A 23,772-nucleotide genomic window follows, 5' to 3' on the forward strand; every position below is an offset into this window, starting at 1 on the left:
GATTGGTGTTATGCGACGCAGTGGTTTTCGACGGCGAGTTTTCGGAAGAGGTGGGGCCGGGCCACGGCGCTGGCAGGGTACTCGGCGAGGCGGCTCTGGAACTCGGGATCGTTGAACGCTTCGCGGAAGCTCTGAACGTCCTGCCAGATCGCATAGTTCACAAAACTCGAACTACCTGCGATGCCCTTGTGCAACTGGGTCGAAATGTAGCCCGGCCGAGTTTTCATGAAGTCAGCGTCATGGGCCCAGGCCGCCAGCAGGGCCTCTTCGTCCTTTGCATCGACGGTGAACAGGTTGATCAGCACGATCGGGCCTTCTTCGGCCTGCATCTGATCGGCCAAAGTTGTGATTGCATCCAATTCTTCAAAACGCGGGGCCATGGGATTTCCTTTCGGCAAGAATTAACATAGCATGCTATTTAATATTGCACAGCATGCTATGCAAGTGGTAATTTCACTCATGGAATTCGAAAAAGAGAGTTCGGCGGGATATCTCGTCAATCATATGGCGCGGCTGTTCGCCAAAGAGCTGCAGCAACGCATCGCGCCCCATGGCATCGTGGTCGGGCAGTTTCCGATCTTGCTGGAGCTTTGGCAGAAAGACGGCGTTTCGCAAAAATCGCTGCTGGATAAGATCGATGTCGAGCAGGCAACCCTGGCCAATACGCTCAACCGAATGGAACGTGACGGGCTGATAAAACGAACAAAAGACCCAACGGACGCCCGCGCTCAACAGATTTGGCTAACGAACAAGGCTAGCGCATTGCGGGAATACGCCTATGCGTCTGCTCAGCGCGTGAACGCTGAGGCGTTGGATGTTCTGAATGCGTCAGAACAAGAGCAGTTCATGGACTATATGCGCCGGATCATAAGCAGTATGCGCGCATCATAGGCATGTGGGACCGCGCTTCCCTTGGTCCGGTGGGCGCGCCTGAAGCAGCGCGCCGCAACCTATTAGGTATTTGGGCCGATCAAACCTTCAGGTTCGGAATGATCTGCTTTTTGCGGCTCATCACGCCGTGCAGGACCACGGTGTCACCCGCCGGTGCGGCGTCGAAAGATTTCTCGGCCACCGATTTCACCAGATCGTTGGGGACCAGCAGGGTCGCTTCCTCGTTCAGGATATCCACCACAAAGAGCAGCACCTGATCGACACCATCCTCTGAGGCAACGGTGGTCATGCTGTCCATCAGCGAGGCTTTGCGATCCAGCACCACGCCCGGTGCGGTGGTTTCCAGAACCGAGACGCGGAACTTGGTGCCCTCGACCGCGTATTCCTTGCTGTCCATGCGCAGCAACTCGGCGTCCGAGAAGCTGGAGACGTCGGATTTTGCGGCGAACATTTCGGCGGCATAGGCGGGGATATCCAGACCCAGTTCTGCGGCCAGCGCCTCAGCGACGGCGCGATCATGGTCGGTGGTGGTGGGGGAGCGGAATTCCAGCGTGTCGGACAGGATGCAGGTCAGGGCCGCGCCCTTGACGGCTTCGGGCATCTTGGCGGAATCGTCACCGATCAGGTCCATCATGATGGTTGCCGTGCAGGCCAGCGGGCGCACGGTGATGTCGATCGGGCCTTTGGTTTCAAGACCGCCGACCAGCTTGTGGTGGTCGATGATGGCGCGGATATCGGCGCTGTTGATGCTGTCGGGCAGCTCAGCCGGGTTGTTGGTGTCAACGATGACGACCGGCGCATCCTCGGCCACGTCATCGATGATCTCGGGCTTGTCCAGACCCCAGCGTTCCAGCATGAAGGCGGCCTCGGTGTTGGGCTCGCCCAGCAGCACCGGCTTGGCGGTCTCGCCCTTGATCTCGTTCAGGTACCAGGCCCAGAGAATGGGAGAACCGGTGGAGTCGGTATCGGGGGATTTATGTCCAAAGATTTGGGTGGTCATGTCGCTGTCCTATCGTCACGAATTTGCGCGCCTTATAGGGGGGGTGGCAGGCCTTGTCACCCGGGCTGTTGGCGGCAAATGGACGCCGGGCCATCAGTGGCATAGAACTGGGGACAATGAAGCGCGAACAGGATATTTATGCGCCGGTCAAGGCGCTGCTGCAACGACAGGGATATGTCGTCAAAGGCGAGGTTGGCGCCGCTGATGTGGTGGCAAGGCGCGGCGACGAGGCGCCGGTGATTGTGGAACTGAAGCTGCGGTTTTCGCTGGCGCTCTATCATCAGGCGATCGCACGGTTCCGGCTGACCGATCAGGTTTATATTGCGGTTCCCAGACCCACGGGCCGCAGCCAGCGGCGGGTGCTGCGGGACAATATCGCCATGTGCCGCCGGTTGAGCCTGGGCCTGATCACGGTGCGCGGAGATGGACGGGCCGAGGTGCAGTGCGATCCGGGGCCTTACGCGCCACGCAAATCCCGCAAGCTTACCGCGCGTTTGCTGCGCGAGTTCGACCGACTGCAGGGCGACCCGAATGCGGGCGGGGCCACACGGCACGGAATTGTCACCGCCTATCGTCAGGACGCGTTGCGCTGCGCGGCCTATCTGGCCGAACATGGCGTGACCAAGGGCGCCGCGGTGGCGAAATCCACTGGTGTGTCGCAGGCGACGCGGCTGATGCGAGACAATCACTACGGCTGGTTCGAGCGGGCGGGAACCGGGTTATACGCCCTGACCGAGGCTGGCGCTGAGGGGTTGCGGCACTGGGCTTATAGCTGGGAACCCGACTGAGCGCGATATCGGTCCGTTGTGCTGGCCAGTGTAACAAATTCTTCACGCTGAATTCATGCCGACATGTCATGTATGTTACAAACCCAGTCTCCAGTTCTCTCACTCGTCAAAGCCGACAGGGAGCTTTTTATGCCACTTATTCGACGTTCGCGCCGTGCCGTTCTGGCTTCGGGTGCGGCCTTTGTTGCAATGCCTTCGATCAGCCGCGCAGCGTCGCGCCCCAGTTTCAACCACGGTGTCCAGTCCGGGGACGTGGACACCACCTCGGGCATGCTCTGGACCAGAACCGATCGTCCCGCCAAAGGGCGTGAGGTTGAAGTGGCAGATCTGCTGCGTTTCATCAAAACCGCAGGTGTCGAAAACACCGTCTGGTTGACCGCAGACGTGCATTACACGGCGGCGCATTACTATGATCCGAACGCCGCGCAGTTCAGTGATTTTGAACCGTTCTGGGAATTCGTTTCTGGCCCGCTGCATGCTGGCAGCTTCGGACCCAACGCGCTCGACAATACGTTCGGTCCCGAAGTGAAGTTTGTGAAAGCACCGCCCGAGGGTCAGGTCAATCTGCCGCCGTCGATGGGGCTGCAGTTCTTCGGCCTTGTGGACATTGACGGCGCAACGCAGCAGATGACCGTTCGCCTGATGGATCGCGCAGATACCGAGCTCTACCGTGTGACGCTGGACCCGGTCGGTACATCAATCTGATCGTTCAGGGGGCGTGCCGCCGGGCGCGTCCCGCTCTCTTGATCGGTCCGATGTAAGGCACGTGTCTTCAGTCGCATCTGCGCTGTCGGAGCCTGCAAACCGGACAACCAAGAATTTGCCAAGATAATTCACGCAGAGCCGTTGACACACACATGCGATATGCCTAGCTATGCGCCGTTAGCACTCAGGATGCTTGAGTGCTAACGGCCCTCCGCGGGAGGCGTGAGGGCGCAAAAGGAAACGTACTTTGAGCCCAAGGAGCTGCAAAGATGGCATTGAAACCGCTTCATGACCGCGTGCTGGTTCGTCGCGTAGAGAGCGAAGAAAAAACCGCAGGCGGCCTGATCATTCCCGACAGCGCAAAAGAAAAGCCCAGCGAAGGTGAAGTCGTCGCAATCGGCGAAGGCGCGCGCAAGGACAGTGGCGAACTGATCGCGATGTCGGTCAAAGCAGGCGACCGCATCCTGTTCGGCAAATGGTCCGGCACCGAAGTGAGCATCGACGGCGAAGAGCTGCTGATGATGAAGGAAAGCGACATCATGGGGATCATGGCCTAAGTCCCTGGGGCTTTGCCGATCTCATATCGCTCAACGCTGACAAGAATTCTCAAGGAGAAAGAACATGGCTGCTAAGGACGTCAAGTTCGATACCGATGCCCGCAACAAGATGCTGCAGGGCGTCAACATCCTGGCCGACGCGGTCAAGGTGACCCTCGGCCCGAAAGGCCGCAACGTGGTTCTGGACAAATCCTTCGGCGCGCCGCGCATCACCAAGGACGGTGTGTCGGTTGCCAAGGAAATCGAACTGGAAAACAAGTTCGAAAACATGGGCGCACAAATGGTCAAGGAAGTTGCTTCCCGGACCAATGACGAAGCCGGTGACGGCACCACCACCGCAACGGTTCTGGCCCAGTCCATCGTCAAGGAAGGCCTCAAGCAGGTTGCTGCCGGTCTGAACCCGATGGATCTGAAGCGTGGCATCGATCTGGCAACCTCGAAAGTTGTCGAAGGCATCAAGTCCGCTTCGCGCGAAGTCAAAGACAGCGCTGAAGTTGCTCAGGTTGGCACCATCTCGGCCAACGGCGAAGCCGAAATCGGCCAGCAGATCGCCGACGCGATGCAGAAGGTTGGCAACGAAGGTGTGATCACCGTCGAAGAGAACAAAGGTCTGGAAACCGAGACCGATGTTGTCGAAGGCATGCAGTTCGACCGTGGCTACCTGTCGCCTTACTTCGTGACCAATGCTGACAAGATGATCGCAGATCTCGACGACTGCATGATCCTGCTGCACGAAAAGAAACTGTCTTCGCTTCAGCCGATGGTTCCGCTGCTGGAATCGGTGATCCAGTCGCAAAAGCCGCTGCTGATCATCGCCGAAGACGTCGAAGGTGAAGCGCTGGCGACCCTCGTGGTCAACAAGCTGCGCGGCGGTCTGAAAATCGCAGCCGTCAAGGCACCGGGCTTCGGCGATCGCCGCAAGGCCATGCTGCAGGACATCGCGATCCTGACCGGCGGTCAGGTCATCAGCGAAGATCTGGGCATGAAGCTGGAAAACGTCACCATGGACATGCTGGGTTCGGCCAAGAAAGTGTCGATCACCAAGGATGAGACCACCGTGGTTGACGGCTCGGGCGAAAAGGCTGAGATCGAAGCGCGCGTTGCTCAGATCCGTACCCAGATCGAAGAAACCACGTCCGACTACGACCGTGAAAAGCTGCAGGAACGCGTTGCCAAACTGGCAGGCGGTGTTGCTGTGATCCGCGTCGGCGGCATGACCGAAGTGGAAGTGAAAGAGCGCAAGGACCGTGTGGATGATGCGCTGAACGCGACCCGCGCGGCCGTTCAGGAAGGCGTTGTCGTCGGTGGCGGCGTGTCTCTGGTTCAGGCTGGCAAGGCGCTGGACGATCTGAAAGGCGCAAACGCCGATCAGGACGCGGGCATCACCATCGTGCGCAAGGCTATCGAAGCACCGCTGCGCCAGATCGCTGAAAACGCAGGTGTCGACGGCGCGGTGGTTGCCGGCAAAGTGCGCGAATCCTCGGATGCCGCATTCGGCTTCAACGCACAGACCGAAGAATATGGCGACATGTTCTCGTTCGGCGTGATCGATCCGGCCAAGGTTGTCCGGACCGCGCTGGAAGACGCGGCATCGGTTGCGGGCCTGCTGGTCACCACCGAAGCGATGGTTGCGGACCTGCCCCAGAAAGACGCGCCTGCCGCAGGCGGCGGCATGCCCGACATGGGCGGCATGGGCGGCATGATGTAAGCCAACCAGACCTACTGGTCAAAATCTGGGGCTGCCTTCGGGCGGCCCCTTTTTTGTTGCGCCGCACCCAGACATTTGCGCCGCGCGCGCCAAGTCAGCTTGTTTCACCGGGTTTTTGGTTTATTCATTGGACGCATAGATTTTCGGAGATTCACGTGGCGACCCCAGAAATACACCCCTTGGCAGCCGAGCATATCCCCTCTTATGTGGTGGCTGCCGATGGCAGCGACTTTCTGTTCACCTTCATGCTGGTCTTTACGGTCGCAGTGATCCTGCTGATCGGGGTGGGCTATTTCACCCTGCATTCGATCCCGGAAAAAATGGCCCATGAGTCCAATCACCCGCAATTCCAGCTTGTGGGTATTCTGGCGCTGTTGGCGCTGTTTACCCATAACGGGATTTTCTGGATCGCGGCGATCCTGGTGGCGGGCTTTCAGATCCCCGATCTTGCCGCGCCCCTGCGTTCGATTGCGGACGCGATCCGATCTCTGACCCCCGCGCGGCAAGTGCCGCCTGCGCCCGAGCCGCCCCGCGACCCCGAAACTCTGGTCGAGGAGCGCTGATCCATGCTGGAAACGATGATGTGCGCCCTGATCACGGTGCTGCCCGACTACCTGTTCCGCCGCTATTTTCAGGGCAAGCGGATCGGTCACGAGATCACGCTGTTTACAATGTGGTACGAGTTGCGCTGGGGTCTGACCGCCTGCGCGATTCTCGCTCTGACGGTGATCACCACCTTGTTCTATTTTCACCCGGCCAGTTCCAAAGTGGCCTCGTATTTCCGCACGGTGACCATTCTTCCGCAGCTGGGCGGGCGTGTCTCCGAGGTATTCGTCAAAAACAACGAATTGGTGACCGCCGGGCAGCCGATTTTCAGGCTTGAGGACTATACCCAGCAGGCGCAGGTTCAGGCCGCCAACGCCAAGATCGCCGAGGTTCAGGCCTCGATGAAAGTCGCTGAAACCGATCTGGCCGAGGCAGATGCGGGCATCGCGGGTGCGCGGGCCTCGCTCGCTCAGGCGGTCGAGGACCTTGAGCGCAATGAGACCCTGCGCGACGAAGGATCCAGTGCGGTTCGGCTGGCCGAGGTTGAGCGGCTGGAAAACCTCGTCGCCGAGCGCGAGGCGCAGGTGGTGGCGGCTGAGGCACAGAAGGCTGCCGTCGAACAGCAGATCGAGGAATTGATTCCGGCGCAGATGGCCAGCGCCATAGCACAGCTTGATGCTGCCAATACCGAACTTGAAAAGACACTTATCCTTGCCGGGGTTACCGGCACGGTCGAACAGTTCGGGTTGCAGGTCGGCGATTATGTCAGCCCGCTGCTGCGCCCAGCCGGCATTCTGGTGCCGTCCTTTTCCGGGCGCGACCGGTTTACGGCCGGATTCAACCAGATGGCCGCGCAGGTCATCAAGCCCGGCATGATCGGCGAGATTGGCTGCATGACTCGCCCGTTCAAGGTCATTCCGGTGGTGGTGGTGGCCGTGCAGGATGTCATTCCCTCCGGCCAGATCCGCCCAAGCGACGAACTGCGTGATCTACAGAAAAACACCGTTCCGGGAACGCTCACCGTCTATCTGGAGCCGCTTTATAAAGGCGTGGCTGAACACATCCCGCCGGGCAGCACCTGTCTGGCCAATGTCTATACCGACAACCACCACCAGCTTGAGGACGAGAATCTGGGCTTCTGGCACAAGGCGTTCCTGCATGTGGTGGATACGATCGGCGTGGTGCACGCGGCGGGGCTGCGGCTGCGGCTGATCTTGATGCCGGTCAATACGCTGGTTCTGACGGGCGGCCACTGAGCCTCGATCTTTTGCCCGCCGGGCTCTTGCAGCTATCAACGCGCGCAAGAGCGCCGGGGGCAATGCGCAGGAAACGGATCGTCACCTGCGCGCCCGCATGTCATCGCTGGGTCTCCAAAACCAAGGAGCCGGGCGATGGGGCCAGTAGCCAAATCAATGGATGCGCAGGACTGGGGTCTGCTTGTCTTTCTGTCGATCCTGTGGGGCGCGACATTCTTCTGGGCCGGGGTCGCGGTAAAAGAACTGCCGCCGCTGACCGTTGTGCTGATCCGGGTCGGCCTTGCCGCACTTGTCCTGCTGCCGCTGCTGTTCTGGGCTGGTCACCGCCTGCCGCGCAGCGTCTCTGGTTGGGTGCCGTTTCTGGGTATGGGGCTGCTTAACAACGTGCTGCCGTTTGGCTTCATCTTTGCAGGGCAAACGCAGATCGGTGTGGGTCTGTCCGCCATCATCAACTCGATGACACCGCTTTTTACCGTTCTGGTCATGGCCGGTTTCGGTGAAGAGCGTCTGACCCGGTTGCGTCTGATCGGCGTGCTGATGGGCGTCGCAGGTGTGGGCGTTCTGAACGGTGGCGGCGCGGCGCTGCAAGGGGGGCAGATGCTGGGTATCGCGCTCTGCATGGCGGGCGCGATGAGCTACGGCTTTGCTGCGCTCTGGGCGCGCCGCAGGCTCGTGGGTGTACCGCCGCTCAAATCGGCCACCTGCCAGCTGATGTGTTCGACCGCGATCCTGTTGCCGGTTGTGACGCTGATCGACCGGCCCTGGACGCTTGCGATGCCCTCTGACGGGGTGCTCTATGCGATGCTTGCGTTGGCCGTTCTGGGTACAGCGCTGGCCTATCTGGTGTTTTTTCGCATTGTTGCAAGCGCTGGCCCAAGCAATGTGATGCTGGTCACGCTGCTGATTCCTGTCACCGCGATCCTGCTGGGCTGGGCGCTGCTGGACGAGGCCGTGACAGCCCGCGATCTGATCGGGGCCGGGGTCATCGGGCTGGGCTTGCTGTTCATCGACGGTCGCATTCCGTCCCGTCTGGGCGGATTGCGACGCGCGAGGTCATGACCGCACCTGATCCGGCGCATACGCGAAATTGAGTGTTCAAGGCACGGCCCAGCAGATATGGGCAAGGTATGCGTCTGATCTTACTCATCTGTCTCACCATGGTGGCCTTCGCCGCCAACTCGATCCTGAACCGGCTGGCCGTGGGTAGCGATGCTGCTGATCCCGGCTCTTTTGCCGTGGTCAGGGTGCTGGCCGGGGCGGTTTTCCTGTTCCTGCTGGTACATGTGCGTGGGGGGCGGGTGCCGCTGACGGCTTCGGCCCGTGTGGTGGGCGCTCTTTCGCTGTCTATCTACATGGTCGGGTTTTCGATGGCCTATCTGACGCTGGATGCGGGGCTGGGGGCGTTGATCCTGTTTGGCGTTGTGCAGATCGCGATGTTTGCCTTTGGTGCGTTGCGCGGTGCGCGACCCTCGCCAAAACAGATCCTGGGCGCGGTGATCGCCTTTGCCGGTCTGGCTTATGTGCTCTGGCCGTCGGGTGGCGTGCAGGTGGATGCCGGGGGCGCTGCGCTGATGGCCTTGGCCGGGCTTGGCTGGGCCGCCTATACGCTGGCGGGCCGGTCTGCCCCGGATGCGCTTGAGGCGACAGCGGCCAATTTTGTGGTCGCCCTGCCGCTGACTACGGCTGCGATCTGGGTGGTAGGCCCGGCGTTGAACATGACGCCTATTGGACTGGCGCTGGCCTGTCTCTCGGGTGCGGTGACATCGGGCATGGGCTATGCGCTCTGGTACAGGTTGGTACCGCAGCTCAGCCCGGCTGTGGCGGCGACGGTGCAGTTGAGCGTGCCGGTCATCGCGCTGGTGGCGGGCGTTCTGCTGCTGGGCGAGGCGGGCAGTCTTTCGCTGGTTCTGGGCACGGCGCTGGTGCTGGGCGGTATTGCCCTTGCGGTCCTGCCCGGAGCGCGGCGCTGAGGGTTTATCCCGGTACGGATTGAAGGTATCCCGCTGTCATGCGTGTCCTTGCTTTCCTGTTGCTGTTTCTGCCTGCGCCGGCATTGGCCGAATGTGTCATCCTGCTGCATGGGTTGGCCCGGACCGAGGTATCGCTGACCGTGATGCAACAGGCGCTGGAATTGGCCGGGTATGACACGGTTGCGCCGGGCTATCCTTCGACCGATCTGCCGGTCGACGAACTGGCCGCGCAAACGCTGCCCCCCGCGATCGAGGCCTGCGGCGATCAGAAAGTGAACTTTGTAGCCCACAGCATGGGGGGTATCCTGATCCGTTACTGGATGCAGGATCACAAGCCTGAGAAAATGGGCCGCGTTGTCATGTTGGGGCCGCCCAATCAGGGCAGCCAACTGGTCGATGAGTTGGGCGATTTTGAGGTGTTTGGTCTGTTGCACGGGCCTGCGGGTCTGTCGCTGGGCACTGGCCCCGGCAGCGTGCCGCTGAGCCTGCCGCCGGTGAATTTCGAGCTTGGGGTGATTGCTGGCAGGAACTCGCTGAACCCGGTCTTTTCGGCGATGATCGACGGACCCGATGACGGCAAGGTGTCGGTTGCCTCAACCATCGTGGTGGGGATGGACGATCATATCGTGCTGCCGGTCACCCATACATTCATGATGAACAATCCGCTGGTCATCAGAGAGACCGAGCATTTCCTGAAATATGGCCGGTTCGACCCTGACCTGACCTGGATCGACTCGCTCATCGGGCCGGTCAAGGAAGGTTGCGAGGGGCAGGATTGCGGCACCGATTCGGAGGCGCCGCGCGAATGAGCCTGGAGCTGACAGTGACCGGAGCCGAGGTGCTGTTGCCGGGGCAGGGGCTGGTTGAGGCCGAGATATCCGTTGCTGACGGGATGATCTGGGAGGGTGGCGGCCGCAAGGTGGATCTGGATGGCTATCTGGTGTTGCCCGGTATCGTTGATCTGCATGGCGACGGGTTCGAGCGGCATCTGGCCCCAAGGCGCGGCGCGATGAAACAGATGGAAGAGGGCGTGATCGCCACCGAGGCGGAACTGGCTGCCAACGGGATCACCACCGCTGTCATGGCGCAATTCTGGAGCTGGGAGGGTGGCGTGCGCGGCCCGGATTACGCGGCGCAGGTCTTTGCCGCCATCGCCAGAATGCGCGACCGTGTCGTTACCGATCTGGTGCCGCAGCTGCGGTTTGAGACGCATATGCTGGAGGATTATGACGCGCTGCCGGAGCGTATGGCGGATTGGGGCGTGTCTTATTTGGTGTTCAACGACCATCTGCCTCATGATCGGCTGGCTGCGGGTCGCACACCGCCGCGCTTGACCGGCCAGGCCCTAAAAGCGCGGCGTAGCCCCGAAGCGCATCTGGCAATGCTGCAACGGCTGCATGAGAACGGGGCGGAGGTGCCAGCCGCGCTGGATCGCATTTGTGACGTTTTGCGTGCGCAGGGCGTTGTGTTGGGCAGTCATGACGACCAGAGCGCACAGGATCGCGCGGAATGGCGCGCGCGCGGCGTACGGATTGCCGAATTTCCCGAAACCATCGAGGCCGCCGAGGCGGCCAAGGCTGCAGGTGATCCTGTCATTCTGGGGGCCCCTAACGTGGTCCGGGGCGGATCGCATAAGGGCAATGCCAGCGCGTTGGACCTGATCACGATGGGACTGTGTGACGCCATTGCCTCGGACTATCACTATCCCAGCCCGCGCCGGGCTGCGCTGATGCTGGCGCGCAGCGGCGTATTGGAGTTTGCGTCCGCCTGGGATTTGATCTCGTCAGGCCCGGCGCGGGTGCTGGGAATGGCAGACCGAGGCGAGATTGCGCCGGGCAAGCGCGCCGATATCGTGATTCTGGACGCGGAGACCCATCGGGTGGCGCTGACACTGGCAGGCGGGCGCGTGAGTTACATGAATGGTGCCATCGCCGAGCGGTTGCTGAAGTAGCGGGGACGCGGCGGCTCGGGCCCGGCGGGCCGTCGCCGCCACGTCGAAAATCTGCGATTTTCGGGCGCTAGGTGGCGCGGGTGATGCGATTGACATGGCCCATCTTGCGGTCTGGTTTGACCTCGGCCTTGCCATAGAGATGCAGCGCCACGTCTCGCTCTCGCGCCAGTGCAGGAACCCGGTCCATATCGTCGCCGATCAGGTTCTCCATCACCACATCCGTATAACGTTGCCCGTCGCCCAGCGGCCAGCCCGCGACGGCGCGGATATGTTGTTCGAACTGGTCGACAGTGCAGCCATTCTGTGTCCAATGGCCGGAGTTATGTACGCGCGGGGCAATCTCGTTCACGATCAGCCCTTGCGGGGTCACAAACAGCTCGACCCCCATCACGCCGACATAATCCAGCCGGTTGAGTATTTTGGCGGCCAGCAGCACCGCATCGGTTTTCTGCGCAGAGGTCAGCCGGGCAGGGACGGTGGTGGTGCGCAGGATGCCTGCCTCATGCACGTTCTCACCGGGATCGAAACAGGCGACCTGACCGTCAAGCCCGCGCGCGGCGATGATCGAGACCTCGTGAGAGAAGTCCACAAACCCTTCCAGAATGGCGGGCGCGCCCGCCATATCCGCCAATGCGGCCTCGGCATCGGCTGAGCTTTTCAAGCGGGCCTGCCCCTTGCCGTCATAGCCGAAGCGGCGGGTCTTCAGAATCGCGGGCGTACCGATTTCAGCGATCGCCGCCTCAAGGCTGGTCAGATCGGTGATGTCGGCAAAAGGCGCGGTCTGCAGGCCGAGATCGCGCAGGAAGGTCTTTTCGGTGAGCCGATCCTGGCTGATCCGCAGTGCCTCTCGCCCGGGGCGGATCGGGCGGTGCGCTTCGAGCAGGTCGAGCGCCTGGGTCGGGATGTTCTCGAACTCATAGGTGATCACATCGACCGATCGGGCAAAAGCGGCGAGTGCGGACTCATCCTCGTAAGCGGCGGTTGTGACCTCATGGGCAACATGGCCTGCTGGTGGGTTGGCGCCGGGCTCGAAGATATGGGTGCGGAACCCAAGCCGGGCTGCCGCGACCGAGAGCATGCGGCCCAGTTGCCCGCCGCCCAGAATACCAATGGTTGCGCCTTGCGGCAGGGGCTCAGTCATTGCTGGGCTCCTCTGGGATCGATGCGGAGAGGGCTTCGCGCCAGGCGTCGAGCCGTTGCGCCATCGCTTCATCCTGCAGCGCGAGGATGCCTGCGGCCATCAATCCGGCATTGGCGGCGCCCGCTGATCCGATGGCCATGGTGGCGACCGGAAAGCCCTTGGGCATCTGCACGATGGAATAGAGCGAATCGACGCCGGAGAGCGCGCGGGTCTGGACCGGTACGCCGATCACCGGCACGCGGGTTTTCGAGGCCATCATCCCCGGCAGATGTGCGGCCCCTCCGGCACCTGCGATGATCACCTGCAGGCCCCGATCGGCGGCGGTTTTGCCATAGTCCCACAACCGGTCCGGCGTGCGATGGGCCGAGACGATGCGCGCCTCATAAGGCACGTCGAGCGCGTCCAGAATATCGGCTGCCTCTTTCATCGTGGGCCAGTCCGACTGGCTGCCCATGATGATCCCCACTTTGATGTCGCCCATCCGCTCGAACCCCGGCTTTGGAAAGAGCGCGCACTATAGCCAAATCGTTGTGGCTGGCAATGCGGATGAAACTGCGGGTGACTCTTTAGGATCGATTGGAGGGGCTGGGTGTGAGCAGCCACCACAAGAGCAGAAACAAAGCGGCTGCCGAACATATGCTAAGCATCACCCATCGCAGAGCTTGGTACAGGGCATACGTGACCGCACTGATCGGCACCCAAAGCTCAGAGGTTTCCTGCGACACAACGTATTGAGGAGAGCCGCGCAGTAGAACATAATTCTGGCTGGCAATCATCTTGTGTCCAGCCACGACGTCACCGATCCAGAAGTGAAGAGCAAGCGAAGCGGCAAAAACGAACCCGATTGCAATCAAGTAAAGCTTCCAGAGCTTCGATTTTGTTTTGGCAAGTTGCAAATCCGGGCTCTTGCAGATCACGCAATGATATCCGGCGTAAGCCGATCCTCGATCAGGGCGATCATGTCCTTGAGCCTTAATTTCTGCTTTTTCAGCCGCTTGATTGTCAGCTGATCCGCCGTTCCCTTGTCCACGAGCGCATGGATGGCCTCGTCCAGATCGCGGTGCTGGCGGCGGAATACCTCCAGCTCGACGCGCAGCACATCGTCGGTTTTCATCGAGAGGTCGGTAGGTGCGTTCATGAGCGACTCGGGTCTTTGTTGGATCTTGCCTGAGCCCTAGAATACGCGTTCACGATGATTTCGCCTAGACCTTGTGGTGGGCAAGGTTTCTCCCCATATTGTCCTATGCGCGGTTGCCGGAACGGGACCGCGCGCACCGTCGCTTTGACAGAAAAAGGACGATTGGACGTGTCAAAAACTACGCTTGCGTCTTACCCGCATCTGCTTGGGTTCGAGCAATTGGAACGCCTGCTGGAACGCTCGGCGAAATCGGGCAATGAAGGCTATCCGCCCTATAACATTGAACAAACCTCGGATCATTCCTATCGCATTACCTTGGCCGTGGCCGGGTTTGCCGAAGAGGATCTGGCGATTACGGTCGAGGACCGCCAACTGGTCATCCGCGGCCGTCAGCGCGACGATAGCGAAGGGCGCGTGTTCCTGCATCGCGGCATCGCGGCGCGCCAGTTTCAGCGCATGTTTGTGCTGGCTGACGGTGTCGAGGTCGGTGAGGCCATCATGGAAAACGGGTTGCTGCATGTCGATCTGACACGCGCGATCCCGGATACCGTGGTGCAGAGGATCAACATAAGGAAAGGGTAAGCGATGAATACGCCACATGATTTGAAGACTGACGCGGACCGGATCGTTTATGTGAAAGCGGTCGACGTGGCCGATCTGCCGGACAAGCTGCGCTCGCAGGCCGGCGATCTGGAGCAGATTTATGCGGTTCACGACACTTCGGGCCAGCAGCTGGCGCTGGTGGCTGACCGTAAGCTGGCCTTTGTGCTGGCGCGTGAACACGACTATATGCCAGTGACCGTTCACTGACGCTTTTGCCACGCGGGCCGGGCAACTTCCCGCGTGACAAGCCGGACAGAACCGGAGATAGATGTCACCCTGACGGCCCGCCAAAGTCAGGGGACACGAGATGAGCAGGTTCGATTTCGATTGGGTGGATGCGTTTACCAACCATGCCTTTGGCGGCAATGGTTGTGCGGTGGTGCATCAGGGCGCGGGCCTGCCTGACGAGACCTGCATGCGTTTTGTGCGCGAGACATCGCTGATGGAATGCACCTTTACGGGTCCTTCAGACGAAGCCGATCTTCTGGTCCGCTATTATCTGGCCAGCCGTGAAATTCCCTTTGCCGGGCATCCGACGATTGCGACCGTGGCGGCTCTTCGAGCGCGCGGGCTGGTGACAAAGGATGAACTGACACTTGAAACCGGCGCTGGCCTTGTCGCTGTCCGTATTGATGGCGATCTAATCGAAATGACGCAGGTCGCGCCCGAGTTCGGGGTTGAAGTTCCGACAGAGATCGTTGCGGCTTCGATTGGTTTGCAGGCGGATGACATTGTTGGCCAGCCACAGATGGTCTCGACCGGCTTGCCCTTTTGCATCACGCTCCTGCGGGATCGTGCGACCCTGGATCGGGCGGTGCTCAATGTCGATGCGTTTCGCATCATGACGGATTTTCTGGGCTATGACGGCACCGACATGATGGAGCCGTTCATGGTGACGCTGGGCGGCGCAACCGATGAGGGTGATACCTATTCCCGGCTGCTGTTGGCCCCGCCCAGCCCGGCTGAGGACCCGTTCACCGGATCGGCCACCGGTGCGATGGCGGCGTATCTCTGGCATCGCGGGCTGATGGACAAGGACAGTTTTATCGCCGAACAGGGCCACGGCATGGGTCGCCCGGGGCAGGCGCGTGTCACACGGGTCGGGCCACGTGACGCCATGACCGGTATTCGCGTCTCGGGTCAGGGTTTTGTGCTGATGCAGGGGCAGGTCAACATGCCCGAGGGTGCGGCATGAACGACGCGCCGGGCATCGCGATCCTGCCTTATGGTACCTCACTGGGACCGAAGCTGGCGCAGATGCCGCTGTCTGAGTTGACCTGGCCGCTCGGCTGCCCGGATCGCCTGCTAGGTAAGCGTGTGGGTGATCTGGAGCGCACCGATCATTTGATCATGTATCCCAAGACGTCGCATCATTATGTGCTGCGCCGGGGCACTAGGGCGCGGATATCACTGATGATGGGCGAGCCGTCGGTGATTCATGCCAAGCATATCAAACTGCTGAAATGGACATGGCGGCGGTTTTATCGGGTGCTGAGTTTTCACGCGGCGCTGGTGGGGTCCATCCCCAATTGCGTGTTCTTTCCCTATGGCACCACCTGGGTGCCTGAATGGCGCGATCTGAAGATCAAAAAGACCAAGGCTTGCTCGCTGATCGCCTCGGCCAAGCGCGATACGGCGGGACACCGGCTACGCCATGAGATGGTCGATTGGGTGCGCGAAACGGGGCAGGATGTGGAGGTTCTGGGGCGTGGCTATACGCCGTTTGACAAGAAGTCCGACGGGCTGGCGCCCTACCGCTATTCGATCGTGATCGAGAATGTGCGCGAAAAGAACTATTTCTCGGAAAAGCTGCTGGACGCCGTGTTCTGCGAGACCGTGCCGATCTATTGGGGCTGCCCTAATATCGGCGACTTCATCGATCCCGAAGGCATGATCATCTGCGAAACGGGTGAAGAAGTGCGTGCGGCGGTGCAAAACATGTCCGAGGAAGATTATCAGAGCCGTTTGCCTGCGATCCGGGCTCTGAAAGAGCCTTTGCAGCCTTATGCCGATATCGATCTGCGCGCGGCGAAAGCCATTGAGAAAGAAATCGCGGCCTCCGGCTGATTGACCGGTTCCGCCGCGCGGCGGAACCGGATGACAGGCCGTGATTATTCCGGGATCAGAACCGTGTCGATCACATGGATCACGCCGTTGGACGCCTCGACATCGGCAGTGACAACCTCGGCGTTGTTGACCTTGACCCCGTTGCGGGCGTTGACGGCCAGACGGTCGCCCTGAACCGTAAGAACCTTGGCGCGTTTGCCTGCAATGTCACCCGACATCACTTTGGCGGGCACCACGTGATAGGTCAGAACTGCCACAAGCTGATCCTTGTTTTCCGGTTTCAGCAGGTTTTCAACGGTGCCCTCGGGAAGAGCTGCAAAGGCTTCGTCGGTCGGGGCGAAGACGGTGAAAGGCCCGTCGCCTTTCAGCGTACCTACCAGATCGGCGGCCTGAACGGCGGCGACCAGAGTGCCGAACGAGCCCGCACCAACCGCGGTATCGACGATGTCTTTCTGGCCACCGGCAAAGGCGGCGGTCATGCTGGTTGCCGCAATAGCGGCGGCGCTGAGGGTGGCGATGAAGTGGCGTCTGAACATTGTTCTCTCCCTGTGTGAATATGGGTCTGTTACGTCGCCGCCCGAAGAAGTGGATCACATTGAGGTCAAAGAAAATTGAGCTCCAATTTGTGAGGATCTAAATTTATTTATAAAAAACAAATGCTTGGTATGTTTCTGAAAATAGAAAAAGCCCGCCGGTTGGCGGGCTTCCCGTTCAATATGGTCTGGTGATCAGCCGGCGATCAGGCCCATGCTTTCCAGTTTCAGCAGCACTTGATGGGCGCAATTGTCGACATCGACATTCTCGGTTTCGACGCTCAGCTCCGGGTCTGCGGGAACGTCATAGGGGTCCGAGATGCCGGTGAACTCTTTGATCTTGCCTGCGCGCGCCAGCTTATAGAGCCCCTTGCGGTCGCGGCGCTCACATTCCTCGATCGAGGTGGAGACATGCACTTCGACAAAGGCGCCGAAGGCTTCGATATCCTCGCGCACAGCCCGGCGGGTGGTGGCGTAGGGCGCAATCGGCGCGCAGATGGCAATGCCGCCATTCTTGGTGATTTCGCTGGCCACATAACCGATGCGACGGATGTTCAGGTCGCGATGTTCTTTCGAGAAGCCAAGCTCTGAGCTGAGGTTCTTCCGCACGATATCACCATCCAGCAGCGTGACGGGGCGGTCGCCCATCTCCATCAGCTTGACCATCAAAGCATTGGCGATGGTGGATTTGCCCGAGCCTGAGAAACCGGTGAAGAACACGGTGAACCCCTGTTTCGAGCGCGGCGGGTAGCGGCCGCGCAACTGATCCACCACCTCGGGGAAAGAGAACCATTCCGGGATCTCCAGCCCTTCGCGAAGACGGCGGCGCAGTTCGGTGCCTGAGATGTTCAGGATCGTGACGTTGTCCTTGTCGGCGATCTCATCATTGGGTTCGTATTGGGCGCGTTCCTGCACATAGACCATGTGTTTGAAATCAACCATTTCGATGCCGATCTCGTCCTGATGTTCGCGGAACAGGTCCTGTGCATCGTAAGGCCCGTAGAAATCCTCACCGGCAGAGTTCTTGCCCGGTCCGGCGTGGTCGCGACCAACGATGAAATGCGTGCAGCCATGGTTGCGGCGGATAATGCCGTGCCACACCGCCTCGCGCGGGCCAGCCATGCGCATCGCGAGGTTCAGCAGCGACATGGAGGTGGTGGCGGCCGGGTATTTGTCCAGCACCGCCTCGTAGCAGCGCACGCGGGTGAAGTGGTCGACATCGCCCGGTTTGGTCATGCCCACGACCGGATGGATCAGCAGGTTGGCCTGCGCCTCTTTGGCGGCGCGGAAGGTCAGTTCCTGATGCGCGCGGTGCAGCGGGTTGCGGGTCTGGAAGGCGACGATCCGGCGCCAGCCCACCTTGCGGAAATAGGCGCGCAGCTCGTTCGGGGTATCACGGCGGGCGCGGAAATCGTAATGCACCGGCTGCTGGATACCGACGACAGGGCCACCCAGATATACCTTGCCAGCCACGTTATGCAGGTAGTTCACCGCCGGATGCGCCTGATCGTCGGCACCGAATACCTTTGCGGCCTCGTTCGATTTGTCCGGAGTCCAGCGGTCGGTCACCGTCATGGTCGCCAGAATCACGCCTTCCTGATCGCGCAGGGCGATGTCCTGTCCCAGTTCGATGCTGTCGGCAAACTCCTCGGACACATCCAATGTGACCGGCATCGGCCAGAGCGAGCCGTCCGCCAGACGCATGTTTTCGACCACGCCGTTATAGTCGGTCTCGCTCAGAAATCCCTTGAGCGGGTTGAACCCACCGTTCATCAGCAATTCCAGATCGCAGATCTGGCGCGGGGTCAGATCATGGCTGGTCAGATCGGCGGCTTCGACTTTGAGTTTCTGGGCGGAATCGTAGGAAACATACAGCTCCGGGATCGGAGCGAGATTGGCAAGCATGGTCATTCGAATACTCTCTGATCAATCCGTAAATTCGGGTTTGATGGACACTGCCGCGCACTTGCCCGGTCTTGTTTCGGAAGTCCAGAGATTGAGAACAATTGAAGGAGGAGGTGTGCAGAAAAATCGCAATTTGGAACAGATTCCTGCTCAAACGGCGGGTTGTATACCATATGTTTCCAATCGCGCCCGCAGGGGTCAGCCGAAATGTGCCCCTTTTCTCAACGGTGCCACCGCGATGGTGAGTTGTGACGCGGTGACCACCGGCAGGCCGCGGATCGGTTCGGAAACACCGCGCAGCTTGAACGGGTGCAGGGCGATATCATCGCCCGAATACCCTGCCGCCGTCAGCAGAGGCGCTGAAACGATCAGCTCAACGCCCATTCTCTTGGTTTCCGCCTGCAAACGGCTGGTGGCGTTCACGGCGTCCCCGATGATCGTGCGCGGCGCATTCTCGGTGGTGCCGATCTCGCCCAGAACCACATTGCCCAGATGCAGAGCCATGCCGATCTGAACCGGGCGGTCGTTCTGATCTTCGAGCGTCTGGTTGAACTCTTCCAGAGCTTTGCCCGCGCCTTCGGCGGCGCGCAGACCCGCGCGGGCCGAATCTTGGGCCGTGTCTGCTTCGAATACTGCCAGAAATCCATCCCCCATGTATTTATCCACCTTGCCGCCTGCTTTGGTGATTGCAGGGACAATCGCGTCAAAGAAGCGGTTGAGAAAAAACACCACATCATAGGGCAACTGCTCGGCAGTGCGGGCAGTGAAGCTGCGCATGTCCAGAAACAGGATGGCAAGCTGGCGTTCCTGTCCTTGGCTGGCATGGGCGCGGGTGCGTCCGCCCTGGGGGCGAAACACCCGATAGACCGTCAGCGGATCGACGGGGCGAATCTGGCAGGCCAGGCGCGTATTGGCTGTCGCACCTACGGCTTGCAGGCTGCGCTCTTCTGCCTCGCTTGGGGGGTGCAACAGATCGGCACCGTCCTCGATCACCACCCGGCAAGTGGTACAGCGTCCCTTGCCACCACAAAGCGCGGTATGAGGAACATTGTTTGCCCGAGACATCTCAAGCAGGGTCATGCCGCGTTCGGATGTGATCTCGGGTCCGTCGACATAACTGATCCTTACCGACTTCCGTTTGCGCAGCAATTTACGGCTCAGATAGACGATGGCAGTCAGGATCAGCAGTGCCCAAAAGATGTTCTGGGCCATGTTTTTGGCAGCAAAAAGATGTTGGAACGCAGCTTCGTCAGGCCAGTTGAAATACTCGATTGCTATGTTGCGCAACTCGGGGTCGCCAAAGGCTGCCCACATGTTGCGCCCTTCGGTCAGTAGCCCGGCAAAGGCAAAGGCTGGGATCAGCACTGCGAGCCCGATCAGATAGGGGATGGCGTTTTGCCACCAGCTTGTCAGACGTAGCCAGAAATGCATGCCCATACAGCCATGCACCCAGACCAGCAGCAACAGCAGCGATTGATACCAGACCGAGGGGTTGTTCCACATCAGCACGATCAGATAGCTCATCTTGTCATTGACCTCGAAAACCTCATGCGCAAAGCGCGTGAAGGCCAGATGAGACAGCAATTGCAGCGGGATGAGCAGGCCGAGTATCACCTGCAGCGCATGCGGCCATGACATGCGCAAAGTCCGGCGCGTGGCCAGATCATAAAGCGCGATGCCGATATGGGTCAGGAACGCCCCATATAGCAGCGTCGATCCGATCGGATTGCGGGTGATGGCATGCCGTCCGGCCTGAAACGCATCCATTGCCTCGACCGATATGAGGCCCATGCCGATATTAAGGAAATGGAACAGGGCATAGGTGAACAGGATCAGGCCTGAGACGATCCGCGCCCGAACCAGCCAGCTTCCCTGCCACAACACGTTGGCCACGCGCGTTCCTTTCCGTTTCGACGGTTCAGAATGGGGTGCCCGGGCAATGGGGTCAAGTCACAGCCGCGTGCTGTTGTCGGTCTCCGCAGGCCAGGTTTGCGTTGCGATCTCTGGGTGCGCGCGTGCGACCTGCGGGTCGAAGATCACCAGATGGCTGAGGTCTGGCCGTGAGCGCGAGGAATAGAGCATCGCCTGCGCGCCATCTGCACGGGCCGTATCGGAAAACGCCCAGGTGGGCGAGGGCGCGCCGGTGGCGTGAATGTCCTGCCAGATAACAGAGGCCTCGCGATTGCCCCGCAGATCGGCCACGCGCGCCGCACGGATGTGTAGCGGTTGGATCAGGCGCGGCGCATCATTGGGCGACATGTAGCGGCGGATCGCAATCGCGGTGCCTTCAGCCGTGAGCGAGCTGTAGATCGCCACCTGCCCGGAATGGTGAAACCGTCCCTCGGGCGAGGTGACCGGGACCTGCGCATCCTGACCCTGAAAGGTCATGCGCCAGACGGTCCCGGTGAAGGGGATCATTCCTGCTCGGCCAGGAACCGCCCCGCATCCAACGCCGCCATGCAGCCCATCCCGGCGCTGGTCACCGCCTGGCGATAGACATGGTCGGTCAGATCACCCGCCGCAAAGACCCCGGGCACCGAGGTTTCGGTGGTGCCGGGTTTGGTCACCACATAGCCGCCCATATGGGTGTCGAGCTGATCAATCACCAACTCGTTGGCAGGCGCGTGGCCGATGGCGACAAAGACGCCCTTGCAAGGGATTTCGGAGATTTCGCCGGTCTTGACGTTCCTGACTTTCACGCCTTCAACGCCCAGCGGTGCGTCGGTCCCGGTCACTTCTTCCAACTGATGGAACCAGAGCGGTTCGATCTTTTCGTTCTTGAACAGGCGATCCTGCAGGATTTTTTCAGCGCGCAACTCATCGCGGCGGTGGATCAACGTAACCTTGCTGGCGAAATTGGTCAGAAACAGCGCCTCTTCCACGGCGGTGTTGCCGCCGCCGATCACCACGATTTCCTGCCCGCGATAAAAGAATCCGTCACAGGTCGCGCAAGCCGAGACGCCGAAGCCCTTGAACTTCTCTTCCGAAGGCATACCCAGCCACTTGGCGCGCGCGCCGGTGGCCAAAATGACTGCGTCTGCGGTATAGAGCGTGCCGCTGTCGCCCTTGGCGGTAAAGGGGCGTTTGGACAGGTCGAGATCGCTGATGATGTCACCGATCACCTCGCAGCCCATGGCCTTGGCATGCGCCTCCATCCGGACCATCAGATCAGGGCCCTGAACCTCGGTATCGCCGGGCCAGTTCTCGACCTCGGTGGTGGTGGTCAGCTGACCGCCCGGCTCGATGCCCTGCACCAGGATCGGTTCCAGCATGGCACGGCTGGCATAGACGGCGGCGGTATAGCCCGCCGGGCCGGATCCGATGATAAGAACCTTGGTGTGACGTGTCTCGGCCATGGGAACCCCGTTTTGATGGATGGCGGGAGTGCCATCTTCGGAGGATGGATATAGCGATGCGCAATCGCGGCTTAAACCCCTTATCTGAAGTGGCCCCGGGCTTGTTATAAGCGGCGCAGCCAAGCCCGATTGGTCATTGTGGTTAACATAATTGCGCTGCAGCGAAATATTATTGCTCATCCCGGCGCGGCTGATATAACAACCGCAAAAATGAGCGGAGAATTTCATGGTCGCGACCCGACTCGATCCGATCGACAGGAAAATACTGGCAGAATTGCAGGCAGATGGCCGGATGACCAATGTGGAACTGGCCAAACGGGTCGGCATCTCCGCGCCGCCCTGCCTGCGGCGGGTCCGCTCGCTGGAAGAGGCGGGCTATATCCACGGCTACCATGCCGATGTGAACGCGCGCGAACTGGGATTCGAGGTGCAGGTCTTTGCCATGGTCGGGCTGGAAAGCCAGGCCGAGGTTGAATTGTCGGCCTTTGAAGAGACCTGCCGCAACTGGCCACTGGTGCGCGAGTGTCACATGCTCAATGGCGAGGTCGATTTCATCCTGAAATGCGTCGCGCCGGATCTGAGCAGTTTTCAGAGCTTTCTGACCGGCGAATTGCTGTCCACCCCCAATGTGGCCAGCGTTAAGACCTCGCTTGTCATTCGCGGCGCGAAGGACGAGCCCGGAGTGCCCTTCGACGTGCTCGAAGACCGCCTGAGCCGGAGCGCTTGAGCGCAATCTGTTCCTTGGTGGTCACGGTTGAGGGCAGGAAGGCGCTGATGAAGACGCTGATCACCCATAGTAGCATCAGTTTCATGGCAAACCTCAGACGCTGATCGCGTCGTATTGACCATCCCCGGCACGCGGCAGAATCTGTGGCCCGAAATCGGTCAGTTTCTCGACATGCGCGAAGAGGTTCAGATAGAGGGACCGCATCGCGTGGCTCATGACCCGTACCGCGTGGATACCGGGGTGATAGGTTTCGAATTGCAGCCCGTCCACCTTGATCACCGAATGGCGTTTGAGGCACAAATGGAACACCTCGACCGGCGTTGGCGGCGAGGTTTCGACCACGTTCATGCCATCCACGAATTCCTTGATCGGCGTCAGAATCTGATCTCCGGCACACAGGCTTTGCAGGTGTCCGGGCGTGGCCAGTAACCGCGCCGATGGCCCGACGATCACCCCCGACATCGGGCGTTGCATGCCAAAGCTGTCGGCCATGATTCGGGTCAGGCTTTGCGCGCGGCCTTTCAGGTCGGGTCGGCCGGGGATCAGCGTTGTCGATCCTTTCCAGAGCAGTTCCTGCGCCGATCCATCCTGCACGATCAGGCGGTCACCCGGCAGCAGGTCCTCGATTGCCAACGGCCCCATGTCTGTTTCCACCAGCGAGCCACGGGAAAACGCGCAGAACGCCTCTTCGAACAGCGGCAGTGCCGGCGCGATGTGACGTGTCTGGGCAATCTCGTTCTTGCCGACCAGCGTGCTCACCTCATAGCGCCGCAATTGTGGTTTGGTCCGGCTTTGCAGCTTGGCCGGGTCCTCTAGCAGTTTGCCGGTTTCGACAGCATTCCGCGCCGCTCGTGCCAGCGAGTGGGGGATAGTCATACCTATTCAACCTTCTTCATACATGTCAGCTCTGTGTTGGCCCCAGACAACGAG

28 protein-coding genes are annotated in these 23,772 nt (G+C 60.4%); 16 read left to right on the top strand and 12 right to left on the bottom strand.

The window, feature by feature from the left end; all coding sequences use genetic code 11:
• Positions 1–8 precede the first annotated feature (8 nt).
• Positions 9–380, bottom strand: coding sequence for an antibiotic biosynthesis monooxygenase family protein (locus AB1E34_RS18515; protein ID WP_372573801.1), 372 nt, complete (start codon positions 378–380; stop codon positions 9–11).
• 79 nt (positions 381–459) lie between these two features.
• Between AB1E34_RS18515 and AB1E34_RS18520 the strand changes: the two genes are divergently transcribed.
• On the top strand, positions 460–891 hold the full coding sequence (locus tag AB1E34_RS18520) for a MarR family winged helix-turn-helix transcriptional regulator (RefSeq protein ID WP_372573802.1): 432 nt from the start codon (positions 460–462) through the stop codon (positions 889–891).
• 79 nt (positions 892–970) lie between these two features.
• Here AB1E34_RS18520 and AB1E34_RS18525 read toward each other — a convergent pair whose 3' ends face one another.
• Positions 971–1,891 (bottom strand): manganese-dependent inorganic pyrophosphatase, encoded by a 921-nt coding sequence (locus AB1E34_RS18525; RefSeq protein ID WP_372573803.1) that lies wholly within the window; start codon positions 1,889–1,891, stop codon positions 971–973.
• A gap of 116 nt (positions 1,892–2,007) precedes the next feature.
• On the opposite strand from AB1E34_RS18525, the gene AB1E34_RS18530 reads away from it, so the two are divergent.
• The 10 genes from AB1E34_RS18530 to AB1E34_RS18575 all read left to right on the top strand — a co-directional run bounded on the left by AB1E34_RS18530 (position 2,008) and on the right by AB1E34_RS18575 (position 11,372).
• Positions 2,008–2,679 carry a DUF2161 domain-containing phosphodiesterase gene (locus AB1E34_RS18530; protein ID WP_372573804.1) on the top strand — a complete coding sequence of 224 codons (672 nt, stop codon included), beginning with the start codon at positions 2,008–2,010 and terminating at the stop codon, positions 2,677–2,679.
• Between the two features lie 129 nt (positions 2,680–2,808).
• Positions 2,809–3,384, top strand: coding sequence for an alkaline phosphatase D family protein (locus tag AB1E34_RS18535; RefSeq protein WP_372573805.1), 576 nt, complete (start codon positions 2,809–2,811; stop codon positions 3,382–3,384).
• Positions 3,385–3,653: 269 nt separating this feature from the next.
• On the top strand, positions 3,654–3,941 hold the full coding sequence (groES, locus tag AB1E34_RS18540; protein WP_372573806.1) for a co-chaperone GroES: 288 nt from the start codon (positions 3,654–3,656) through the stop codon (positions 3,939–3,941).
• Between the two features lie 64 nt (positions 3,942–4,005).
• Complete coding sequence (groL, locus tag AB1E34_RS18545; RefSeq protein WP_372573807.1) at positions 4,006–5,649, top strand: chaperonin GroEL; 1,644 nt, start codon at positions 4,006–4,008, stop codon at positions 5,647–5,649.
• Positions 5,650–5,804: 155 nt separating this feature from the next.
• Positions 5,805–6,212 (top strand): hypothetical protein, encoded by a 408-nt coding sequence (locus AB1E34_RS18550; protein WP_372573808.1) that lies wholly within the window; start codon positions 5,805–5,807, stop codon positions 6,210–6,212.
• Between the two features lie 3 nt (positions 6,213–6,215).
• On the top strand, positions 6,216–7,451 hold the full coding sequence (locus AB1E34_RS18555; protein ID WP_372573809.1) for an HlyD family secretion protein: 1,236 nt from the start codon (positions 6,216–6,218) through the stop codon (positions 7,449–7,451).
• 135 nt (positions 7,452–7,586) lie between these two features.
• Positions 7,587–8,510, top strand: coding sequence for a DMT family transporter (locus tag AB1E34_RS18560; protein ID WP_372573810.1), 924 nt, complete (start codon positions 7,587–7,589; stop codon positions 8,508–8,510).
• Between the two features lie 68 nt (positions 8,511–8,578).
• Positions 8,579–9,421 carry a DMT family transporter gene (locus AB1E34_RS18565; RefSeq protein ID WP_372573811.1) on the top strand — a complete coding sequence of 281 codons (843 nt, stop codon included), beginning with the start codon at positions 8,579–8,581 and terminating at the stop codon, positions 9,419–9,421.
• 38 nt (positions 9,422–9,459) lie between these two features.
• Positions 9,460–10,230 (top strand): alpha/beta hydrolase, encoded by a 771-nt coding sequence (locus AB1E34_RS18570; protein WP_372573812.1) that lies wholly within the window; start codon positions 9,460–9,462, stop codon positions 10,228–10,230.
• Complete coding sequence (locus tag AB1E34_RS18575; protein ID WP_372573813.1) at positions 10,227–11,372, top strand: alpha-D-ribose 1-methylphosphonate 5-triphosphate diphosphatase; 1,146 nt, start codon at positions 10,227–10,229, stop codon at positions 11,370–11,372. Before AB1E34_RS18570 ends, AB1E34_RS18575 begins: the two co-directional genes overlap by 4 nt.
• A gap of 67 nt (positions 11,373–11,439) precedes the next feature.
• Here AB1E34_RS18575 and AB1E34_RS18580 read toward each other — a convergent pair whose 3' ends face one another.
• From AB1E34_RS18580 to AB1E34_RS18595, 4 genes are all read right to left on the bottom strand, one after another.
• A complete protein-coding gene (locus tag AB1E34_RS18580; protein WP_372573814.1) occupies positions 11,440–12,513 on the bottom strand; it encodes a 5-(carboxyamino)imidazole ribonucleotide synthase in 1,074 nt (357 codons plus the stop codon).
• The gene (gene purE, locus AB1E34_RS18585; protein ID WP_372573815.1) at positions 12,506–12,994 is read right to left on the bottom strand and encodes a 5-(carboxyamino)imidazole ribonucleotide mutase; all 489 of its coding nucleotides are present in this window, start codon (positions 12,992–12,994) and stop codon (positions 12,506–12,508) included. Before purE ends, AB1E34_RS18580 begins: the two co-directional genes overlap by 8 nt.
• Positions 12,995–13,079: 85 nt before the next feature.
• Positions 13,080–13,409 carry a hypothetical protein gene (locus tag AB1E34_RS18590; RefSeq protein ID WP_372573816.1) on the bottom strand — a complete coding sequence of 110 codons (330 nt, stop codon included), beginning with the start codon at positions 13,407–13,409 and terminating at the stop codon, positions 13,080–13,082.
• A gap of 17 nt (positions 13,410–13,426) precedes the next feature.
• Complete coding sequence (locus AB1E34_RS18595; RefSeq protein WP_249708120.1) at positions 13,427–13,651, bottom strand: YdcH family protein; 225 nt, start codon at positions 13,649–13,651, stop codon at positions 13,427–13,429.
• 168 nt (positions 13,652–13,819) lie between these two features.
• Between AB1E34_RS18595 and AB1E34_RS18600 the strand changes: the two genes are divergently transcribed.
• The 4 genes from AB1E34_RS18600 (at position 13,820) to AB1E34_RS18615 (ending at position 16,321) form a co-directional block, all read left to right on the top strand.
• Positions 13,820–14,233 (top strand): Hsp20 family protein, encoded by a 414-nt coding sequence (locus AB1E34_RS18600; protein WP_249708122.1) that lies wholly within the window; start codon positions 13,820–13,822, stop codon positions 14,231–14,233.
• A gap of 3 nt (positions 14,234–14,236) precedes the next feature.
• Complete coding sequence (locus AB1E34_RS18605; RefSeq protein ID WP_372573817.1) at positions 14,237–14,461, top strand: DUF1150 family protein; 225 nt, start codon at positions 14,237–14,239, stop codon at positions 14,459–14,461.
• 100 nt (positions 14,462–14,561) lie between these two features.
• Positions 14,562–15,449: a PhzF family protein gene (locus AB1E34_RS18610; protein ID WP_372573818.1), complete on the top strand. Its 888-nt coding sequence runs from the start codon at positions 14,562–14,564 to the stop codon at positions 15,447–15,449.
• A complete protein-coding gene (locus AB1E34_RS18615; protein ID WP_372573819.1) occupies positions 15,446–16,321 on the top strand; it encodes a hypothetical protein in 876 nt (291 codons plus the stop codon). The genes AB1E34_RS18610 and AB1E34_RS18615 overlap by 4 nt, the downstream gene beginning before the upstream one ends.
• A 44-nt stretch (positions 16,322–16,365) precedes the next feature.
• Here AB1E34_RS18615 and AB1E34_RS18620 read toward each other — a convergent pair whose 3' ends face one another.
• The 5 genes from AB1E34_RS18620 to trxB form a co-directional block, all read right to left on the bottom strand.
• Positions 16,366–16,857, bottom strand: a complete 492-nt coding sequence (locus AB1E34_RS18620) for a fasciclin domain-containing protein (RefSeq protein WP_372573820.1) — start codon at positions 16,855–16,857, stop codon at positions 16,366–16,368.
• Positions 16,858–17,049: 192 nt separating this feature from the next.
• Positions 17,050–18,765, bottom strand: coding sequence for a bifunctional sulfate adenylyltransferase/adenylylsulfate kinase (locus tag AB1E34_RS18625; RefSeq protein ID WP_372573821.1), 1,716 nt, complete (start codon positions 18,763–18,765; stop codon positions 17,050–17,052).
• A 192-nt stretch (positions 18,766–18,957) separates the two neighbouring features.
• Positions 18,958–20,652, bottom strand: a complete 1,695-nt coding sequence (locus tag AB1E34_RS18630) for an adenylate/guanylate cyclase domain-containing protein (protein ID WP_372573822.1) — start codon at positions 20,650–20,652, stop codon at positions 18,958–18,960.
• A 57-nt stretch (positions 20,653–20,709) separates the two neighbouring features.
• Positions 20,710–21,177: an RES family NAD+ phosphorylase gene (locus tag AB1E34_RS18635; protein WP_372573823.1), complete on the bottom strand. Its 468-nt coding sequence runs from the start codon at positions 21,175–21,177 to the stop codon at positions 20,710–20,712.
• On the bottom strand, positions 21,174–22,115 hold the full coding sequence (trxB, locus tag AB1E34_RS18640) for a thioredoxin-disulfide reductase (RefSeq protein ID WP_372573824.1): 942 nt from the start codon (positions 22,113–22,115) through the stop codon (positions 21,174–21,176). The genes AB1E34_RS18635 and trxB overlap by 4 nt, the downstream gene beginning before the upstream one ends.
• Positions 22,116–22,341: 226 nt before the next feature.
• On the opposite strand from trxB, the gene AB1E34_RS18645 reads away from it, so the two are divergent.
• Complete coding sequence (locus AB1E34_RS18645; RefSeq protein WP_372573825.1) at positions 22,342–22,842, top strand: Lrp/AsnC family transcriptional regulator; 501 nt, start codon at positions 22,342–22,344, stop codon at positions 22,840–22,842.
• A 93-nt stretch (positions 22,843–22,935) separates the two neighbouring features.
• Here AB1E34_RS18645 and AB1E34_RS18650 read toward each other — a convergent pair whose 3' ends face one another.
• The gene (locus tag AB1E34_RS18650; RefSeq protein ID WP_372573826.1) at positions 22,936–23,718 is read right to left on the bottom strand and encodes a Hint domain-containing protein; all 783 of its coding nucleotides are present in this window, start codon (positions 23,716–23,718) and stop codon (positions 22,936–22,938) included.
• Between the last annotated feature and the right edge of the window lie 54 nt (positions 23,719–23,772).

It is taken from the genome of Ruegeria jejuensis (genome assembly GCF_041537905.1).
GTDB lineage: Bacteria > Pseudomonadota > Alphaproteobacteria > Rhodobacterales > Rhodobacteraceae > Ruegeria_C.

What these genes read in the sequence shown, in the direction of transcription:
- AB1E34_RS18515 (WP_372573801.1), bottom strand. Translation starts at nt 380, where the DNA reads ATGGCCCCGCGTTTTGAAGAATTGGATGCAATCACAACTTTGGCCGAT.
- AB1E34_RS18520 (WP_372573802.1), top strand. Translation starts at nt 460, where the DNA reads ATGGAATTCGAAAAAGAGAGTTCGGCGGGATATCTCGTCAATCATATG.
- AB1E34_RS18525 (WP_372573803.1), bottom strand. Translation starts at nt 1,891, where the DNA reads ATGACCACCCAAATCTTTGGACATAAATCCCCCGATACCGACTCCACC.
- AB1E34_RS18530 (WP_372573804.1), top strand. Translation starts at nt 2,008, where the DNA reads ATGAAGCGCGAACAGGATATTTATGCGCCGGTCAAGGCGCTGCTGCAA.
- AB1E34_RS18535 (WP_372573805.1), top strand. Translation starts at nt 2,809, where the DNA reads ATGCCACTTATTCGACGTTCGCGCCGTGCCGTTCTGGCTTCGGGTGCG.
- groES (WP_372573806.1), top strand. Translation starts at nt 3,654, where the DNA reads ATGGCATTGAAACCGCTTCATGACCGCGTGCTGGTTCGTCGCGTAGAG.
- groL (WP_372573807.1), top strand. Translation starts at nt 4,006, where the DNA reads ATGGCTGCTAAGGACGTCAAGTTCGATACCGATGCCCGCAACAAGATG.
- AB1E34_RS18555 (WP_372573809.1), top strand. Translation starts at nt 6,216, where the DNA reads ATGCTGGAAACGATGATGTGCGCCCTGATCACGGTGCTGCCCGACTAC.
- AB1E34_RS18560 (WP_372573810.1), top strand. Translation starts at nt 7,587, where the DNA reads ATGGGGCCAGTAGCCAAATCAATGGATGCGCAGGACTGGGGTCTGCTT.
- AB1E34_RS18565 (WP_372573811.1), top strand. Translation starts at nt 8,579, where the DNA reads ATGCGTCTGATCTTACTCATCTGTCTCACCATGGTGGCCTTCGCCGCC.
- AB1E34_RS18570 (WP_372573812.1), top strand. Translation starts at nt 9,460, where the DNA reads ATGCGTGTCCTTGCTTTCCTGTTGCTGTTTCTGCCTGCGCCGGCATTG.
- AB1E34_RS18575 (WP_372573813.1), top strand. Translation starts at nt 10,227, where the DNA reads ATGAGCCTGGAGCTGACAGTGACCGGAGCCGAGGTGCTGTTGCCGGGG.
- AB1E34_RS18580 (WP_372573814.1), bottom strand. Translation starts at nt 12,513, where the DNA reads ATGACTGAGCCCCTGCCGCAAGGCGCAACCATTGGTATTCTGGGCGGC.
- purE (WP_372573815.1), bottom strand. Translation starts at nt 12,994, where the DNA reads ATGGGCGACATCAAAGTGGGGATCATCATGGGCAGCCAGTCGGACTGG.
- AB1E34_RS18595 (WP_249708120.1), bottom strand. Translation starts at nt 13,651, where the DNA reads ATGAACGCACCTACCGACCTCTCGATGAAAACCGACGATGTGCTGCGC.
- AB1E34_RS18605 (WP_372573817.1), top strand. Translation starts at nt 14,237, where the DNA reads ATGAATACGCCACATGATTTGAAGACTGACGCGGACCGGATCGTTTAT.
- AB1E34_RS18610 (WP_372573818.1), top strand. Translation starts at nt 14,562, where the DNA reads ATGAGCAGGTTCGATTTCGATTGGGTGGATGCGTTTACCAACCATGCC.
- AB1E34_RS18615 (WP_372573819.1), top strand. Translation starts at nt 15,446, where the DNA reads ATGAACGACGCGCCGGGCATCGCGATCCTGCCTTATGGTACCTCACTG.
- AB1E34_RS18620 (WP_372573820.1), bottom strand. Translation starts at nt 16,857, where the DNA reads ATGTTCAGACGCCACTTCATCGCCACCCTCAGCGCCGCCGCTATTGCG.
- AB1E34_RS18625 (WP_372573821.1), bottom strand. Translation starts at nt 18,765, where the DNA reads ATGACCATGCTTGCCAATCTCGCTCCGATCCCGGAGCTGTATGTTTCC.
- AB1E34_RS18635 (WP_372573823.1), bottom strand. Translation starts at nt 21,177, where the DNA reads ATGATCCCCTTCACCGGGACCGTCTGGCGCATGACCTTTCAGGGTCAG.
- trxB (WP_372573824.1), bottom strand. Translation starts at nt 22,115, where the DNA reads ATGGCCGAGACACGTCACACCAAGGTTCTTATCATCGGATCCGGCCCG.
- AB1E34_RS18645 (WP_372573825.1), top strand. Translation starts at nt 22,342, where the DNA reads ATGGTCGCGACCCGACTCGATCCGATCGACAGGAAAATACTGGCAGAA.
- AB1E34_RS18650 (WP_372573826.1), bottom strand. Translation starts at nt 23,718, where the DNA reads ATGACTATCCCCCACTCGCTGGCACGAGCGGCGCGGAATGCTGTCGAA.